Source organism: Ensifer sp. ENS09, from assembly GCF_014852425.1.
Taxonomy (GTDB): domain Bacteria; phylum Pseudomonadota; class Alphaproteobacteria; order Rhizobiales; family Rhizobiaceae; genus Ensifer.
Genome location: NZ_JACVBP010000001.1, coordinates 643,808 through 661,265, shown reverse-complemented (window position 1 = coordinate 661,265; position 17,458 = coordinate 643,808). Strand labels below are relative to the sequence as shown.

At 63.9% G+C, this 17,458-nt stretch carries 18 protein-coding genes; 15 read left to right on the top strand and 3 right to left on the bottom strand.

The window, feature by feature from the left end; all coding sequences use genetic code 11:
• Positions 1 to 101 precede the first annotated feature (101 nt).
• A complete protein-coding gene (locus IB267_RS03265; RefSeq protein ID WP_246810579.1) occupies positions 102 to 629 on the top strand; it encodes an HD domain-containing protein in 528 nt (175 codons plus the stop codon).
• A gap of 181 nt (positions 630 to 810) precedes the next feature.
• On the opposite strand, the gene IB267_RS03260 is transcribed toward IB267_RS03265, so the two are convergent.
• Positions 811 to 1,596, bottom strand: a complete 786-nt coding sequence (locus IB267_RS03260; protein ID WP_192446377.1) for a TSUP family transporter — start codon at positions 1,594 to 1,596, stop codon at positions 811 to 813.
• Between the two features lie 460 nt (positions 1,597 to 2,056).
• Between IB267_RS03260 and IB267_RS03255 the strand changes: the two genes are divergently transcribed.
• From IB267_RS03255 to IB267_RS03230, 6 genes are all read left to right on the top strand, one after another.
• Positions 2,057 to 2,521 (top strand): cobalamin biosynthesis protein, encoded by a 465-nt coding sequence (locus IB267_RS03255; protein ID WP_192446376.1) that lies wholly within the window; start codon positions 2,057 to 2,059, stop codon positions 2,519 to 2,521.
• Between the two features lie 130 nt (positions 2,522 to 2,651).
• Positions 2,652 to 3,491 carry a uroporphyrinogen-III C-methyltransferase gene (cobA, locus tag IB267_RS03250; RefSeq protein ID WP_371258872.1) on the top strand — a complete coding sequence of 280 codons (840 nt, stop codon included), beginning with the start codon at positions 2,652 to 2,654 and terminating at the stop codon, positions 3,489 to 3,491.
• A complete protein-coding gene (locus IB267_RS03245) occupies positions 3,488 to 4,792 on the top strand; it encodes a cobyrinate a,c-diamide synthase (RefSeq protein WP_192446375.1) in 1,305 nt (434 codons plus the stop codon). Before cobA ends, IB267_RS03245 begins: the two co-directional genes overlap by 4 nt.
• On the top strand, positions 4,789 to 5,790 hold the full coding sequence (gene cobD, locus IB267_RS03240) for a threonine-phosphate decarboxylase CobD (RefSeq protein ID WP_192446374.1): 1,002 nt from the start codon (positions 4,789 to 4,791) through the stop codon (positions 5,788 to 5,790). The genes IB267_RS03245 and cobD overlap by 4 nt, the downstream gene beginning before the upstream one ends.
• A 1-nt stretch (position 5,791) precedes the next feature.
• The gene (cbiB, locus tag IB267_RS03235; RefSeq protein ID WP_192446373.1) at positions 5,792 to 6,763 is read left to right on the top strand and encodes an adenosylcobinamide-phosphate synthase CbiB; all 972 of its coding nucleotides are present in this window, start codon (positions 5,792 to 5,794) and stop codon (positions 6,761 to 6,763) included.
• A gap of 129 nt (positions 6,764 to 6,892) precedes the next feature.
• Entirely contained in the window at positions 6,893 to 7,321 is a 429-nt protein-coding gene (locus IB267_RS03230) for a L,D-transpeptidase (RefSeq protein WP_192446372.1), read from the top strand.
• Between the two features lie 294 nt (positions 7,322 to 7,615).
• On the opposite strand, the gene IB267_RS03225 is transcribed toward IB267_RS03230, so the two are convergent.
• On the bottom strand, positions 7,616 to 8,353 hold the full coding sequence (locus IB267_RS03225; protein WP_052201805.1) for a Crp/Fnr family transcriptional regulator: 738 nt from the start codon (positions 8,351 to 8,353) through the stop codon (positions 7,616 to 7,618).
• Between the two features lie 216 nt (positions 8,354 to 8,569).
• Between IB267_RS03225 and hemN the strand changes: the two genes are divergently transcribed.
• From hemN to IB267_RS03185, 8 genes are all read left to right on the top strand, one after another.
• A complete protein-coding gene (hemN, locus tag IB267_RS03220; RefSeq protein ID WP_192446371.1) occupies positions 8,570 to 9,919 on the top strand; it encodes an oxygen-independent coproporphyrinogen III oxidase in 1,350 nt (449 codons plus the stop codon).
• 118 nt (positions 9,920 to 10,037) lie between these two features.
• Positions 10,038 to 10,322 (top strand): acyl carrier protein, encoded by a 285-nt coding sequence (locus IB267_RS03215; RefSeq protein WP_089044188.1) that lies wholly within the window; start codon positions 10,038 to 10,040, stop codon positions 10,320 to 10,322.
• A gap of 115 nt (positions 10,323 to 10,437) precedes the next feature.
• Entirely contained in the window at positions 10,438 to 10,923 is a 486-nt protein-coding gene (locus IB267_RS03210) for a 3-hydroxyacyl-ACP dehydratase FabZ family protein (RefSeq protein ID WP_192446370.1), read from the top strand.
• 1 nt (position 10,924) lies between these two features.
• A complete protein-coding gene (locus tag IB267_RS03205) occupies positions 10,925 to 12,127 on the top strand; it encodes a beta-ketoacyl-ACP synthase (RefSeq protein ID WP_192446369.1) in 1,203 nt (400 codons plus the stop codon).
• A gap of 12 nt (positions 12,128 to 12,139) precedes the next feature.
• Positions 12,140 to 13,423 (top strand): beta-ketoacyl-ACP synthase, encoded by a 1,284-nt coding sequence (locus IB267_RS03200; protein WP_043617343.1) that lies wholly within the window; start codon positions 12,140 to 12,142, stop codon positions 13,421 to 13,423.
• A gap of 275 nt (positions 13,424 to 13,698) precedes the next feature.
• Complete coding sequence (locus IB267_RS03195) at positions 13,699 to 14,727, top strand: zinc-binding dehydrogenase (protein WP_043617339.1); 1,029 nt, start codon at positions 13,699 to 13,701, stop codon at positions 14,725 to 14,727.
• 12 nt (positions 14,728 to 14,739) lie between these two features.
• Complete coding sequence (locus IB267_RS03190; RefSeq protein ID WP_043617336.1) at positions 14,740 to 15,669, top strand: lipid A biosynthesis lauroyl acyltransferase; 930 nt, start codon at positions 14,740 to 14,742, stop codon at positions 15,667 to 15,669.
• Between the two features lie 370 nt (positions 15,670 to 16,039).
• On the top strand, positions 16,040 to 16,750 hold the full coding sequence (locus IB267_RS03185) for a PAS domain-containing protein (protein WP_192446368.1): 711 nt from the start codon (positions 16,040 to 16,042) through the stop codon (positions 16,748 to 16,750).
• Between the two features lie 102 nt (positions 16,751 to 16,852).
• Here IB267_RS03185 and IB267_RS03180 read toward each other — a convergent pair whose 3' ends face one another.
• Positions 16,853 to 17,287 carry a hemerythrin domain-containing protein gene (locus IB267_RS03180; protein WP_371258871.1) on the bottom strand — a complete coding sequence of 145 codons (435 nt, stop codon included), beginning with the start codon at positions 17,285 to 17,287 and terminating at the stop codon, positions 16,853 to 16,855.
• Positions 17,288 to 17,458: the final 171 nt, after the last annotated feature.

Here is a 17,458-nt window from a genome sequence, read left to right as displayed (position 1 = left end):
CATTCGCGCGGGCCGGCAAGCGCGCCGTTCGAAGCAACCTGACGCGATCGAACGTGCAGGTCGCCTGGTTCGTTCCAAAGGCTTGGAATTGGGTTTGAGTGATGGAAGCCGGCGTTGAACGCAGAAAAATGACCGACCTCGAAAACAGTGCGCTTCAGTTCGCGACCCGAGCACATGGGGAGCAGAAGCGCAAATATGACGGCCGGCCCTATATCGTTCATCCGATTGCGGTGGCGGAGATCGTTCGAAGCGTTCCCCATACGCCCGAAATGATCGCCGCAGCGCTGCTTCACGATACGGTCGAGGATACCGACGCGACGCTGTTGGAGATCAAGGAGGCGTTCGGCCCCAAGGTCACTAGCCTGGTTGCGTGGCTCACCGATATATCCACCCCGTTCCACGGCAACCGACAGGTGCGCAAGGAACTGGATCGCCAGCACCTTGCACTGGCGCCAGCGGCGGCGAAAACCATCAAGCTCGCCGACCTGATCGACAATGCGACAGCGATCAGAACCGACGATCCGAATTTCTGGAAAGTGTTCGGAGCCGAGATGAAGCGCCTACTGGAAGTCTTGGGCGACGGCGACGAAACCCTTCTCGCAAAGGCCCGTGCATTGGCGCCGGATTGAGAGTTCTGCCGTTTATCGGCAAGCCTCTCCGCGCCCTGTCGATCCGGCCCGGCGGTCATCGAGGATTGCAGAACGGACGTGCGCTTGCGGTCTCTGCCCGCCGGTGTGGCTCACGACGCCTCGTAGGCTCGATCCGCGCGCCCATTAGGACGGCGCAGAACTTGGCGACCGCGCCGGCGCCTCAAAGCCCCAGCCAGATCCTCAAGGGATGCGTCGGATCGGCGAGCAGCCGGATCGCGAGCGCGATCGAGACGATGACGAGCAGCGGCTTGATGATCTTGGCGCCCTTGGCCATGGCATAGCGCGAGCCGACCTGGGCGCCGAGGAACTGGCCGAGGCCCATCAGCAGGCCGACCTTCCAGAGGACGGCGCCGAAGAAGAGGAAGACGCCGAAGGCGCCGACGTTGGAACCGAAGTTGAGGAACTTCGTGTGCGCCGTCGCCTTCAACACGCCAAAGCCGGCAAGCGTGACGAAGCCGAGCATGAAGAAGGAGCCGGTGCCGGGGCCGAAGACGCCGTCGTAAAAGCCGATCAATGGCACCAGCGTCAGCGTGAAGACGAAGGGCGTGACGCGCCTGTGCTGGTCGACGTCGCCCATGTTCGGCTTCAGGCCGAAATAAAGCGCAATGGCGATCAGCAGAAAGGGCAGGATCGCCTTCAGCACATCGCCGGGAACGATGGTCGCAAGCAGGGCGCCGAGCACGGCGCCGGCCGCCGACATCAGCGCCATCGGCAGTTGCTCTTTCAGGTTCACATGGCCCCGCCGGGCATAGGACAGCGTCGCCGAGCCGGAGCCGAACAATCCCTGCAGCTTGTTGGTGCCGAGCGTCTGCAAGGGCGGGATACCGGCAATCAGCATGGCCGGAATGGTGATCATGCCGCCGCCGCCAGCGATCGAATCGATGAAGCCGGCAATGAAAGCGGCGACGAACAGGAAGGCGAGCAGGTGGAAGGCGAGATCTTGCACGGCGGGGACTCAAAGGGGGAGATGTCAGGCGGGATTTTCCGCCTTGTGTCAGAGCCCGGCGCGATTTGCAAAGCCTTCTGTCGCGGTGTCGCAGTTCACGCAGGCATCGGAAATGCGAAACCGGCAAAGATTCAAAGCCTTGGTCTGAGTCGTTGTGTTTCTGGATGGGGACCCTCTCGCTCGCATGGGCGCCGACGATGGGCTGTCATTGCAATGGTGCGGGCGGATGGCGATCTTCCTCAAACGCGACATGGCGATGGCGCAATCCGGTTTGACCGGCCTTCCGCGCTCCGGTAAAAATGAAGGATATGCGACGGCGTCCGCTTCGGCGGACTGTAAGAGCGTCCGGTGCGGCCGACCCAGCCAGGGGGCCATCAGCCGGTGCTGTCCAGATCGGCCGGGACCATTCGTCCCAGCCGGCGCTTCGTTAAGGAGAACCGACGAAGGGAGCCGGCCGCCGATGCCATCGGGCCAACACGCTGCACAGACGACAAAGGCAGGAGCCGGGCTGGTGCTTGGCCTCGGCTGCGAGCGTCGCACGCCGGCCGACGAGGTGATCGTCCTTGCCGAGCGCGCGCTTGCCGATGCCGGTGCTGTGGCCAGCGATCTGCGGCTGGTCGCCTCGCTCGATGCCCGCGCCGAGGAACCGGCGATCCTGGCTGCTGCCAGACATTTCGCGGTTCCGGCCGCGTTCTACGATGCCGCCACGCTCGAAGCCGAAGCTTCGCGGCTCGCCAATCCCTCGGAGATCGTCTTTGCCTACACGGGCTGCCATGGCGTCGCCGAAGGGGCAGCGCTCGTCGGCGCCGGCAGCGAAGCCGTGCTGATCGTGGCGAAGATCGTCTCCGCCCATGCGACGGCGGCCCTCGCCGGGCCGGCGACCTTGCGCGCTGAAAAGCGCATTCCGGCGGCGGAGGCTGTCTGATGCGCGCTTATGTTGTTGAATTGAATCAATCTTTTGTCCGGGTTTGCTCAGGAATGGAATCCGGTTCTTTAGAGATCGCGTCAGGCGCGCCGTTGGGCGGCGCCGAAATACAGGTGGGACAGCAGGCATGATCGACAACCTCTTTGCCGGGTTGCCGGCGCTCGAAAAAGGTTCGGTCTGGCTGGTCGGCGCCGGCCCGGGCGATCCCGGCCTGTTGACGCTGCATGCGGCCAATGCGCTGCGCCAGGCGGATGTGATCGTGCACGATGCGCTGGTCAATGAGGATTGCCTCAAGCTCGCGCGGCCGGGTGCCGTGCTGGAGTTTGCGGGCAAGCGCGGCGGCAAGCCATCGCCGAAGCAGCGCGACATCTCGCTTCGCCTCGTCGAGCTCGCGCGCGCCGGCAACCGGGTACTGCGGCTCAAAGGCGGCGATCCCTTCGTCTTCGGCCGCGGTGGCGAGGAGGCGCTGACGCTGGTCGAGCACCAGGTGCCGTTTCGCATCGTGCCCGGCATCACCGCCGGCATCGGCGGCCTTGCCTATGCCGGCATTCCGGTGACCCACCGCGAGGTCAACCACGCCGTCACGTTCCTGACTGGCCATGATTCCTCCGGCCTGGTGCCGGACCGCATCAACTGGCAGGGCATCGCCAGCGGCTCGCCCGTCATCGTCATGTACATGGCGATGAAGCATATCGGCGCCATCACCGCCAATCTCATCGCCGGCGGGCGCTCGCCGGACGAGCCGGTCGCCTTCGTCTGCAACGCGGCGACGCCGGAACAGGCAGTGCTGGAAACGACGCTGTCGCGCGCCGAAGCCGATGTCGCGGCGGCAGGCCTGGAGCCGCCGGCGATCGTCGTCGTCGGCGAGGTGGTGCGACTGCGCGCAGCGCTCGACTGGATCGGCGCGCTCGACGGGCGCAAGCTCGCCGCCGACCCCTTCGCCAATCGTATTCTCAGGAACCCGGCATGAGCGGATTGCTGATTGCCGCCCCATCGTCCGGCTCCGGCAAGACGACGGTGACGCTCGGGCTGATGCGCGCGCTGAAGAAGCGCGGCGTGGCGATCGCGCCCGGCAAGGCAGGGCCGGACTATATCGATCCCGCCTTCCATGCGGCAGCGACCGGTGAGCCCTGCTTCAACTACGACCCCTGGGCGATGCGCCCGGAACTGCTGCTGGCCAATGCGTCGTATGCGGCTGCCGGCGGGCGCACCTTGATCGTCGAGGCGATGATGGGGCTGCACGACGGAGCTGCCGACGGTTCGGGAACGCCCGCTGATCTCGCCGCGACGCTGAACCTTGCGGTCATTCTGGTGGTCGATTGCGCCCGCATGTCCCAGTCGGTTGCCGCACTGGTGCGCGGCTATGCGGATCACCGCGACGATATCCGGGTCGTCGGCGTCATCCTCAACAAGGTCGGCAGCGATCGGCATGAAATGATGCTGCGCGATGCGCTCGCCAAGGTGCGCATGCCTGTGTTCGGCGTGCTCCGCCAGGACAGCGCGCTGCAACTGCCGGAGCGCCATCTCGGCCTGGTGCAGGCGGGCGAACATTCGGCGCTCGAAGGTTTCATCGAGGCGGCGGCCGCGCGCGTCGAGGCTGCCTGCGATCTCGAGGCCATCCGCCTGATCGCGACGATTTTTCCGCAGGTGCCCGCAGCCGCCAGTACCAGGAGGTTGCAGCCGTTCGGCCAGCGCATCGCGGTCGCGCGCGATATCGCCTTTGCCTTCTGTTACGAGCACCTGCTTTACGGCTGGCGGCAAGGCGGCGCGGAGATTTCCTTCTTCTCGCCGCTCGCCGACGAGGCGCCGGATGCAGCGGCCGATGCCGTCTACCTGCCAGGCGGTTATCCGGAGCTGCATGCGGGGCGCTTAAGCGCCGCCGCCGGCTTCCGCTCGGGCATGAATTCGGTTGCCGAACGCGGCGCCCGGATTTTTGGCGAATGCGGCGGCTACATGGTGCTTGGCGAAGGGCTTGTCGCTGCCGATGGCGCACGCTACGACATGCTCGGCCTGCTGCCACTCGTCACCAGTTTTGCCGAGCGCAGGCGGCACCTCGGCTATCGCCGCGTCGTGCCTGTCGACAACGCCTTCTTCGATGGACCCATGACGGCGCACGAATTCCACTATGCGACCATCCTCGCCGAAGGGGCGGCCGATCGGCTGTTTGCCGTCAGCGACGCCGCCGGCGAGGATCTCGGCCAGGCAGGCCTCCGGCGTGGCCCTGTCGCCGGTTCCTTCATGCATCTGATCGATGTCGCAGGTGCTGCATGAGCGCACCGATCGTTCACGGCGGCGGCATCACCGAAGCCGCGGCGCGCTATGGCGGCCGGCTCGAAGACTGGCTGGATCTTTCGACCGGCATCAACCCATGCCCCGTCGCCTTGCCTGAAGTGCCCGAGCGCGCCTGGCACCGGCTGCCGGACCTGCAGACGGTGGATGACGCGCGGCGCGCGGCCGCCGACTACTACCGCACCAACGGCGTGCTCCCGTTGCCAGTGCCGGGCACGCAATCGGTGATCCAGCTGCTGCCGCGTCTTGCTCCGGCAGGCAGGCGCGTCGCGATCTTCGGCCCGACCTATGGCGAATATGCCCGCGTGCTCGAGGCGGCCGGCTTTGCCGTCGATCGCGTCGCGGATGCCGACGCGCTGACGGCCGAACATGGCCTTGTCATCGTCGTCAACCCCAACAACCCGACCGGCCGCGCCTTGACGCCGACGGAGCTTTTGGCGATCGCCGCAAGGCAAAAAGCGAGCGGCGGGCTGCTGCTCGTCGATGAGGCCTTCGGCGATCTCGAGCCGGAGCTGAGCGTCGCCGGCCATGTGCCGGGGCAGGGCAATCTCATCGTCTTCCGCTCCTTCGGCAAGTTCTTCGGCCTTGCGGGTCTGCGCCTCGGTTTCGTCGTTGCGACCGAACCGGTGCTTGCGTCCTTTGCCAACTGGCTCGGCCCCTGGGCCGTCTCCGGTCCGGCGCTGACGATCTCGAAAGCGCTGATGCAGGGCGATACGAAGGCGATCGCAGCCGGCATCCTCGCGCGTCGCGCCGGCCTCGACGCGGCACTCGATGGGGCAGGGCTCGCCCGCATCGGCGGCACGGGGCTTTTCGTGCTGGTCGAGCATCCGAGGGCAGGTCTGCTGCAGGAGCGGCTCTGCAAGGCCCATATCCTCACGCGCAAGTTCGACTATGCGCCGACCTGGCTCAGGATCGGGTTGGCACCTGACGCGGCGGGCGACCGGCGGCTTGCGGACGCGCTTGCCGGCATGGAGCTCTGAGGTGTCGGAGACCATCCTTTTCATCCTCGCGCTGGCGCTGGTGATCGATCGCGTCGTCGGCGATCCGGACTGGCTCTGGGCGCGCGTGCCGCATCCGGTCGTGTTCTTCGGCAAGGCGATCGGCTTTTTCGACGCCCGGCTGAACCGTGAGGATCTGGAGGATGGCGCCCGCAAATTTCGGGGCGTCGTCGCAATCCTGCTGTTGCTTGGCCTCAGCGCCTGGTTCGGCCATCTGCTGCATCGCCTGTTCGCCGTCTTCGGGCCGCTCGGTTTCCTGCTGGAGGCCGTTCTGGTCGCGATCTTTCTGGCGCAGAAGAGCCTTGCCGATCACGTGCGTCGCGTCGCCGAGGGCCTGCGACAGGGTGGGCTTGAAGGCGGACGTGCCGCCGTGTCGATGATCGTCGGTCGCGATCCGAAGACGCTCGACGAGCCGGCGGTCTGCCGCGCGGCGATCGAGAGCCTGGCCGAGAACTTTTCCGATGGCGTCGTGGCGCCGGCCTTCTGGTATGCGGTTGCCGGCCTTCCGGGGCTTCTCGCCTACAAGATGCTGAACACGGCCGATTCGATGATTGGCCACAAGTCGCCGAAATATCTGCACTTCGGCTGGGCTTCGGCCCGGCTCGACGACGTCGCCAACCTTCCGGCTGCCAGGCTCTCGATCCTGTTGATCTCGGCCGGTGCGCTGATCCATCGCGGCGCGCGTGCCGCCAAGGATGCTCTGACGGTGAGCCTTCGCGACCACGGCCTGCACCGCTCGCCGAACTCAGGCTGGCCGGAAGCGGCCATGGCCGGCGCGCTTGACCTGCAGCTTGCGGGTCCGCGCATCTATGGCGGCGTCAAGGTCGGCGAGCCGATGATCAACGGTCCGGGCCGGGCGGTTGCGAAAAGCCAAGACATCGACGCCGGTATTGCTGTCTTTTACGGCGCCTGCACGGTCATGACCGGGCTTGTTCTTGCAATCGCAATGATTTGATCGCGGAAGTTGACCTTCGCATTAAGACTCTGCTTTCCATATGTATTAAGATCGTATCATATTCGATCAGTTATTCTCCTGGAACGTTTGGTTCCACCGGTACGTGTTCGTCTTCCCGGAGAGAGAAGCATGCGCAAAAGCCTTCTGACTGCGCTGATTGCCGCTCTGCTGCAGTTTACCGTTCAACCCGTGAACGCCGCCAATCTGATTGCCGATATCAGCCTGTCGTCGCAGACGATGACCGTCAGCCAGAACGGCATCGTGATGTATCGCTGGAAGGTCTCGACGGCGCGCAAGGGCTATGTGACGCCACGCGGCAGCTGGAGTGCGAAGTGGCTCTCGCGCAACCACCGTTCGCGCAAGTACGACGATGCGCCGATGCCTTACGCCGTGTTCTTCAACGGTGGCTACGCCATCCACGCCACCTACGACATCAAGCGGCTCGGCCGCCCGGCCTCGCACGGCTGCGTGCGGCTGCATCCCAACAATGCGGCGGAGTTTTTCGCCCTTACCAAGGAACACGGGTTGGCGAACACGCGGATCGTCATTACGCGGTGACGCTGCCTCGCGTCGCACGTCCGGCTTGTTGCCTTCTCGATAGATCCACGGCCCATTTCCCTGCCGGGACCTTCTGCGCCTTTTGACGGGGAGAAGGGGAATTGCGGCACGCGGCCGTTTCAATCGCACCGTCGGATTCGCCCGCGAGCTTGCCGAAGATGGCAAGGCTGCAGTCGTCCTCGTTCCCTCTCGCCGCTTGCGCTGAGAGCGGTCGTCCTCGGGTCGAACCCGAGGAGAGGGGCGATACTGTCGAGAAAGTTGCTGCGACTACTGCTTAGCAGCCGCTAACGGCCGTCAGTCGATACCCGCCACATGCATCAGCCGGTCGAGGCTCGGCACGGTGACGTGGCGGCTGTTTTCGATGCGGATGACATTCTCCTTGCGCAGCTTGGTGATCTGGCGGCTGACCGTTTCGATCGTCAGGCCGAGATAGTCTGCGATGTCGGCGCGCGACAGCGGCAGGTCGAACTCGTTCGAGGTGCCGTTTTCCGGGTCGATATGGGTGGCGATGATGTAGAGGAAACTCGCGACCTTTTCCTGCGCGGTCTTGCGGCCGAGCGTCAGCATCCAGTCACGCGCCTCGTCGAGTTCCTTCAGCGCTTGCTCGTGCAGCCGGTGCTCGAGGTTGGGCGCTTCGGAGACCAGGCGATCGATGACGGTGCGCGGGAAACAACAGATGTCGGTATCGACGGCTGCTTCCGCCGTCAGGGCGCTTTCGCGGGTAAAGGGCCGGCCCATGAAATCAGGGGCAAACTGCAGGCCGACGATCTGCTGTCGGCCGTCGGCCAGAACCTTGCTGAGCTTGACGACACCGTTGATGATGTTGGCGTAGCTCTCGGTCGCTTCTCCCTGGCCGATGACCTCGCGGCCGGGCTCGATGCTGCGGCGAGTCGAATGGCGGCTGAGGTCGAGCAGCTGATCCGGGGTGAGCGTGCCGCAAACGCCGCCATGGCGCGCCTCGCAGGCGGCGCAGACGGCTGGAACCTCCGAATTATGGATATCCTTGCGACGATGTTCGTTCACGATCTGCAATTCTTTCTACCTGCATGCCGTTGGTCTCTGGATGACCAAAGAGGATGCGGGTCGTTAAATCAAGAGTTGACAGGTGCTAATTCCGAAAGCGCGAAACAATGTCTCATGCCAGCTTGAGCATTGTCAATTTTAACGTGTTAATTCGGCGACTTGATCAAAATCAAAGGCCTCTTTGCCGATCCGTCCTAAGCCGTCTTCATGACAGCGGAGAGACTTATGGACGACGCGCTCATCCTCAAGCATGCGGCGCCTGTGCCGCGCTACACCAGCTATCCGACCGCACCGCATTTTTCCGAGGCGGTGGGGCCGGTTGACTATCAAGGCTGGCTCGGTGCGATCCGTGCGGGCGAGGCGATCTCGCTCTATGCGCACGTGCCCTATTGCGACAGGCTCTGTTGGTTCTGTGCCTGCCATACGAAGCAGACGCTGCGCTATGATCCGGTGGCAACCTATCTAACCGGCTTGCATCGCGAGGTTGCAGAAATCGGCAGCCGGGTGAGCCGCGAGGCCAGGGTGACGGCGCTGCATTTCGGCGGCGGCTCGCCGACGCTCGTCAGGCCCGACGACATGATCGCGCTGAAACGTGCTTTTGCCGAACACTTCATCTTTGCGCCCGATTGCGAGATCAGCGTCGAGATGGACCCGAACGATCTCGATGAAGCGCGCCATGATGCGCTGGCTAAGATCGGCATGACGCGGGCGAGCTTCGGCATCCAGGATTTCGATCCGGTCGTGCAGAAGGCGATCAACCGCATCCAGACCTTCGAGCAGACGCGCGACGCGATCGAGGCGTCCCGGGCACGGGGCGTACACTCGGTCAATTGCGACGTGCTCTATGGTTTGCCCTACCAAAGCCTTCAGTCGCTGGAGCGGACCATGGAGGCCGTGCTTTCGCTCGCGCCTGATCGCGTCGCACTCTTCGGCTACGCCCATGTGCCGTGGATGAAGACGCACCAGAAGATGATTCCGGACGAAAGCCTGCCCGGCATCGTCGAGCGTTTCGCGCAGATGAGCCGCGCCGCCGAGATGCTGGTTGCGGCCGGCTACGAGGCAATCGGTATCGACCATTTCGCAAAGCCGGACGACAGCCTGGCGCGGGCCAACAGGGAAGGGCGTCTGCGCCGCAATTTCCAGGGCTATACCGACGACGCGGCCGAAACGCTCATTGGTCTCGGCGCCTCGGCGATCGGTCAGTTTCGTCAAGGTTATGTCCAGAACATGCCGGCCACCGGCGAATATCTGCGCCATGTGGAAAACACCGGGCTGGCAGCCGTGCGTGGTTACCGCTTCACACCGGACGACATCCTGAGAGCAAAAGTGATTGCCGACGTCATGTGCCGCTTTGCCTTCTCTTTCGACGAGATCGAGCATGACTTCCCGGCGCTTGCCGGCGCGGTGATCGAGGAGGCGCGGCTCTTCCGGGCGCGCGATGTGGACGGGCTGACGACGATCGAAAGCGGGGTTTTCCGCCTGACCGAACGCGGCAGGCCCTTTGCCCGCTCGGTTGCGGCCACCTTCGATGCCTATCTCGGCAACGGCCGCGGCCGGCATTCGGTGGCGGTCTGAGCCATGCTCTGTCGCAACACCGTTTTCCAATTCGAAAGCCTTCGCCATCAAGGCCATTGGCTTTTGCGGCGCATTTACCTATAGGATCGCCGAGACTCGACTTTAAAATATTAGAGGTATGCGCGTGACAGCTACATTCGACAAGGTTGCCGACATCATCGCGGAAACGAGCGAGATCGATCGCGAGACGATCACGCCGGAAAGCCACACGATCGACGATCTGGGCATCGACAGCCTGGACTTCCTCGACATCGTGTTTGCGATCGACAAGGAATTCGGCATTAAGATTCCGCTCGAGCAGTGGACGCAGGAAGTCAACGAAGGCAAGGTTTCGACCGAAGAATACTTCGTTCTGAAGAACCTCTGCGCCAAGATCGACGAACTGCGGGCTGCCAAGGGCTGATCGGGCTTTCGCCCGAGCCTTGCCACTCGATTTCCAATGCCGCCCGTCGCGCCCCGCGCTTGACAGGCGGCATTGGCGTTTTTACTTGAGCCCGAAACCAACGGGGTGAGCCTCAATGCTCCTTGAATACTTCCAGATGATCGATCGTGTCGAAACGGTCGATCTTTCGGCTGGCCGGCTGACGGCGCGGTCCGTCGTGCCGGAGAAGAGCCCGGTGTTCGAAGGCCATTTTCCAGGCTATCCGCTGGTGCCCGGCGTGCTTCTCATCGAGACCATGGCGCAGGCCTCCGGTTTCCTGGTGCTCGCCGCTACCAATTTCGCCGCCATGCCCTTCCTGATGTCGGTCGACGGCGCCAAGATGCGGACCTTCGTCGAGCCCTCGGCCGAACTCGAGATCGAAGCCTTCCTCGAGCATGAAGGTTCGGGCTTTGCCGTCACCAAGGCGAAGATCACCTCCGCCGGCAAGAAGGTCTGCGACGCCCAGCTGAAGCTGCGGACCATGCCGTTCGATCAGGTTCCGCTCGGCGATATCGTGCGCAAGCGGGCTGGAGAAGTGGGTCTGATGGCGGCGCTTTCAGCGGCAGCCGGTTCGGAGAAGTAAGATGAGCAAATCTGCAAACGACGTTGTCATTACCGGCATCGGTATCGTCACCAGCCAGGGTGTCGGGGTCGAGCCGCATCTGGCAATGCTGACCGCCGGCACGTCGCCGGCCGCGCGCGTCGAGACCGAGAAGTTCAGCCCCTATCCGGTGCATCCGCTGCCGGAAATCGACTGGTCGCAGCAGATCGCCAAGCGTGGCGACCAGCGCCAGATGGAAAACTGGCAGCGCCTCGGCGTTTTTTCCGCGGGCCTGGCGCTGGATGACGCCGGTCTGAAGGACAATCTCGAAGCCTGCGGCAGCATGGACATGATCGTCGCTGCCGGCGGCGGCGAGCGAGACATCAACGTCGATTCGCTGATCGTCGACGAGGCGCTGAAGCGCAACGACCGCGAACAGCTGCTCAACGAAAAGCTGACAACCGAACTGCGACCGACGCTGTTCCTGGCCCAGCTTTCCAACCTGCTCGCCGGCAACATCTCGATCGTGCACAAGGTGACCGGCTCGTCCCGCACCTTCATGGGCGAAGAAGCGGCCGGTATCTCGGCGATCGAAACCGCCTTTGCCCGGATCAAGGCCGGCCAGTCGACGCATACGCTCGTCGGCGGCGCGTTTTCGGCCGAGCGCCTGGACATCATGCTGATGATCGAGGCGATCCAGGGCCAGGCAACCGGTGACTGGCACCCGATCTGGTCGCGCAGCCGCGACAACGGTGGCGGCATGATCCCCGGGTCGGTCGGCGCCTTCCTGGTGCTGGAATCACGCGAGTACGCCGAAGCCCGTGGCGCCCGCATCTATGCGACGATCGACGCGATCGGCAGCGACCGCGGCAGCCGCGCTGACGGCAAGCTCGAAGCACGCCTTGCGGACCTTGCGAAACCGGCTGAAAAGCTCGATCCGGCAAGCACGGTGGTCTTTTCCGGCACGTCCGGTTTTCATGATCTCGTCGCCAGCGAAAAGGCGTTCCTGCAGGCCAATCTGGCCGGCGCGCCTGTGCGTGCCTATGGCGGCATCGTCGGGCACAGCATCGAGGCGCAGTTTCCGGCGGGCTTGGCGCTTGCCGCGCTTACGCTCGGCCACGGCGCCAAGGTGCCGGCCTTCGACGCCAGCTTCGAAAAGCCGATGACGGCTGCTGCCCGGTCGGCGGTCGTGACCACCGTCGGTCATTCACGCGGCGAAGGCGTCGCGGTCCTTTCGGCCGAATAAGAGGAACGATTGATGAGCAACGCTTACAAGGATCACCTCGGCCGCCCGATCGTCGCCGTTACCGGCATGGGCGTCATTACCTCGCTCGGCCAGGGGCTGGAAGACAACTGGTCGGCGCTGACCGGCGGCGTCTCCGGCATCCGCAAGATCACCCGTTTCCCGACGGAGGGTCTTAACACCCGCATCTCCGGCATGGTCGATTTCATCGAGGTGCCGGCGGCCAACTCCGTCGAGCGCTCCTATGCCATGGCGCGCGAGACGACACTGGAAGCGCTGGCGCAGGCCGGGCTTTCCGGCGACTTCAACGGCCCGCTGTTTCTGGCCGCCCCGCCGATCGAGCCGGAATGGAGCGCACGCTTCGAGCTCGCCGATCGTTCGCCGCCTTCCGAACAGCCAGGCGATGCCTATAACCGCTTCCTCGCTGCGATGCGCCAGAAGGCCGATCCGGTGTTCCATGAGGCCGTGCTCTTCGGCTCGATCTCCGAGCGCCTTGCCGATCGCTTCGGCACGCGTGGCCTGCCGGTGACGCTGTCGACCGCCTGCGCTTCCGGCGCGACCGCGATCCAGCTCGGCGTCGAGGCGATCCGCCAGGGCCGCACCGATCGCGCGCTGACGGTTGCGACCGATGGTTCGGTCAGCGCCGAAGCACTGATCCGCTTTGCGCTGCTTTCCGCGCTCTCCACCCAGAACGATCCGCCGGAAAAGGCCTCAAAGCCCTTCACCAAGGACCGTGATGGCTTCGTCATCGCCGAAGGTGCAGCGACGCTGGTGCTGGAATCGCTGGAAGCAGCCGTTGCCCGCGGCGCCCGCGTCTACGGCATCCTCAAGGGTTGCGGCGAGAAGGCCGACCTCTTCCACCGCACGCGCTCCTCGCCGGACGGTGGACCGGCCATCGCGACGATCCGCGCTGCCCTTGCCGACGCCGGCATCGATGAAACCGGCATCGGCTACATCAACGCCCACGGCACCTCGACGCCCGAAAACGACAAGATGGAATATCTGTCGATGTCGGCCGTCTTCGGCGATCGCCTGCCGTCGATCCCGGTCTCGTCCAACAAGTCGATGATCGGTCACACGCTGACGGCCGCCGGTGCGGTCGAGGCGGTGTTCTCTATCCAGACGATGCTGACCGGCACGCTGCCGCCGACGATCAACTACCAGAACCCCGATCCGGCGATCGTGCTCGACGTCGTGCCGAACGTGAAGCGCAGCCAGCAGGTTTCTGCGGTGCTGTCGAACTCCTTCGGCTTCGGCGGCCAGAACGCCAGCCTGGTGATGACGGCCGAGCCGGCCTGAGCCAATTCGAGGGCAATACGATTTGGCGCTGCCCCCTGTGCCCTGCCGGGCATCTCCCGCACGAGGGGAGATCGGGTGTAGCGCTGTCCTGCTCATCAGGGGGCCGAGGCTGAGCCCTCCGTTGAAGCGATAAGCTGTCGCGGGTCGATCGCCCCCTTTTGGGGGAGATGGCCGGCAGGCCAGAGGGGGGTGCTGCGCCACTCTCCCAAAGTGTATATATGCCAGTCAGCACGGCCCAGCCGCTCGACTATGTAAAGAGATCTAAAGGAAGAACCATGCGCGCCCTGCAACTGCTCGATGACCGCAAGCTCGAAATCACCGACATTCCGGAACCGGAAGCACCCGGCCCGGGCGAGGTGACGCTGCGCGTCAAGGCGGTTGCGCTCAACCACATCGACGTCTGGGGTTGGCGCGGCATGGCGTTCGCCAAGCGCAAGATGCCGCTCGTCATCGGTGCGGAAGCCTCCGGCGTCGTCGATCAGATCGGCCCGGGCGTTTCGAGCGTGCTTCCGGGCCAGCTCGTCTCGGTCTACGGCGCGCGCACCTGCGGCCTCTGCCGTCCGTGCAAGGAAGGCCGCGACAACCTCTGCGAACATGTCGGCGGCGTTCACGGCTTCCACCTCGACGGCTTTGCGCAGGAAAAGATCAACCTGCCGGCGCGCCTGCTGGTACCGGCCCCTCCGGGCGTCGATGCGGTTGCCGCCGCCCTTGCTCCGGTGACCTTCGGTACCGTCGAGCACATGCTGTTCGACAACGCCAAGCTCGAGCCCGGTGAAACCATCCTCGTGCATGCCGGCGGCTCCGGCATCGGCTCGGCGGCGATCCAGCTTGCCAAGAAGATCGGCTGCACGGTGATCACCACCGTCGGCTCGGACGACAAGATCGAGAAGGCGAAGGCGCTTGGCGCCGATCACGTCATCAACTACCGCACTGACCGGTTTGAAGGCGTCGTGCGCAAGCTCACCAAGAAGAAGGGCGTCGACGTCGTGTTCGAACACGTCGGCAAGGACACCTGGGCCGGCTCCATGCTCTGCATGAAGCGCGGCGGACGTCTCGTTACCTGCGGCTCCACCTCGGGCGTCTCCACCGACATGAACCTGATGATGCTCTTCCAGCAGCAGCTCAAGCTGCTCGGCTCGTTCGGCTGCCGCATGGAGAACATGGCGAACGCCATGCAGAAGATGGCGCGCGGTCTCGTGCATCCGGTCATCGACACTGAAATCACCCTCGACCAGATCGACCGGGCACTGGAGCGCATGGAGTCGCGCCAGATCTTCGGCAAGATCATCCTGAAGATGGATTGATCGACTGTGCGCATGGTGATCACACGGCTGGTGCTGGCGGCGGATCGTTTCCGCCAATGGCTGATTGCGCAGTTCGTGTTTCTGCTTCTGACGATCCTGAAGATGTTTCCCGCCGACGGCGCGATCAGCTTCATGGATCGCGCCCTGCGGTTCATCGGCCCGAAGACCAGCCGTCAGAAGCTGACGCTGACCAACCTGCGCAACGCATTCCCGGAAAAGAGCGAAGCGGAGATCAATGAGATCGCGCTCGAAAGCTGGGGCAACATGGGTCGCATGGCGGCCGAATACGTGTTCCTCGACCGGCTCTTCGATTTCGATCCGGAGCGCACGACGCCGGGGCGGGTCGAGGTCTCGGGCATTCCCTTGTTCCTCGAGCTTCGCGACAATCCGCGCCCCTTCATCGTCTTTACCGCGCACAGCGGCAATTTCGAGATGCTGCCGGTCGCCGGATCCGCCTTCGGGCTCGACGTGACCGTGCTCTTCCGTCCGCCGAACAATCCTTACGTGGCCGAGAAGGTCTTCAACTTCCGCGCCGAACGCATGGGCAAGCTCGTGCCGTCGCATGCGGGCTCGTCCTTTGCGCTCGCCCGCCAGCTGGAGCGCGGCCAGGGCGTCGGCGTCCTCGTCGACCAGAAGTTCCGCAAGGGGCTGAAGACCAAGTTCTTCGGCCAGGACGTGCAGACCAACCCGCTGCTCGCCAAGCTCGTGCGCCAGTTCAACTGCGAGGTCTATCCGGCCCGCTGCATCCGCTTGCCGGGTGGCCGTTTCCGCCTGGAAATCGAACCGGCGATCGCCATTCCCCGCAAGGCCGACGGCAGCGTCGACGTCACCGCCACGGCGCAGGTGCTGAACGACAAGGTGGAGAGCTGGGTGCGGGAATATCCGGGCCAATGGCTCTGGTATCACGACCGCTGGCACATCAAGCGTTACCTGAAAGACTGATTCTCTTTCGCATCTGAACAGCGCCTGGTTGCGCCTAGCGCAAGCAGGCTTGACGTTACTGCAAGCCCGGCACCCTTGTGTCGGGCTTTGCGTTTTGCCAGCTACGCGGGGACATCAGCGCCGATCCTCCCTCGAAAACGTGCGTAAGCGTTAAGTTTTTCTTTCTGCTGTTGAACGCTATCGCAATGAGTGTAAACTTATGCCTGTCGCGTGAGAAAATGCCTGCAAGCGCTTTGGATGACCCGAGCGGTACGGTTTTACGCGAAAGGGGTGGGGGAAACGTCAAGAACCAGATCAGTGTCCTGAGCATCTACGCCTGTTTTGTAAGTGCATCGAAGCGGCTTTGCCGTGGGGGAATTGGGGTTTCGAATTGAACGCACTGATTGAGCTGTTCTGGTTCAAGTATTCGCAGCTGCAGTATGCCGTACGTACGGCAGACGAGCATTTGATCGGGATTCTGGATCGCGAATTGGATCCGATCTTGAGGTCAGTCTACGACGAGAAGGCGGTGAGCGTCGAAGACGCCCGGCTTCAGTTCCAGTTCTTAATCGACATTCTGCGCGTCGAAGCCGACGACATTTCCTGCGTGCTGCGCCATTCGCAGTTGCTGCAATCGCTGATCAACCGCTATTTCGCCGCGACCGGCGCGGAGAACCTTGCCGACCTGCAGCTGGAGCGCCTGCCGGCGCAACCGAACAAGGGCAGGGCGGACGAAGGATTGCTCAACGAGGCGATCCTCGACAGCTTCCCGGACCGGTTGGCGGTGATCACGCCCGACTACCGCTATCTCTACACCAATCCACGCAATGCCGAGCATCTGGAAAGCCGCCCGATGGACCTGATCGGCCGGCATATCGTCGAGTTCATCGGCATCCAGCGGTTCGAGCTGCGGGTGAAATCCTATCTCGACCGGTGTTTCGCCGGCGAGGTGGTGGACTACACCTTCGCCAAGACGGTCGATGCGCGCACGGTCGTCGTGCGCTGCCGGCTGACGCCGTGCATGTCGAGCACAGGCAAGCTGATCGGCGCCATCCTGGTGATCCAGGAACATGCCGACCGCCGCCGCGCGATCGCGGCCTGAAGCGCCGGCTCCGGCGATACCCGAAAATGCAGAAGGGGATGCGCGGCCGGATAACGGCCACGATACGTGTCCGCATTGCGTCGCGCTGCTCGGGCGGCCGGTCTATCCGACCGGCGCGGTAATGCTGCGCAGACATTCCTGCTCGAAGCCGACGTGCCGCCTGAGGCTGGTGAAGAAGCCGCGCAGCATGTAGCCGGCGGTCTCGGCATTGACCGTCTCGTCGGCGGCGCCGAGGCGCTCCAGCATTTCGGTCAGTTCCTCGGCGAAGCACTCGTCCTCGCAATGCTCGTATTTCAGCCGCTCCAGTGTCGCGCCGAGCGTCGGGTCCGAGCGGTAGGTGCGCTCGATCCAGGGGAAGACCAGGTTTTCTTCACCCGAATGCATCTCGCGGATCAGCGGCTCCAGCACCTTGGCGGCATAGACGCATTTCTGCCGGTCGATGTCGGCCGGCAGGCTGTCGGCGATTTCCTCCAGGCAATTGCAGAGCGCCAGCTGCTCCTCGTGGGCGCGGGCAAGCCAGGCAAACGGCTCGGCCACGGGTTCCCGCCGGGGGGCTGGGTCCAGTCGGCTGCGGATTCGTCCGTCTTCAAAAGTCTTTTTCATCGGCTTCAGACGCCAACTCCCACGGCGCTCCCTATTGTTTGCCGAGGATGATCCAAACGAGGTGGCAAAGCCTTGATCTGAATCAAGGCCGGCTTGCCCCGATTC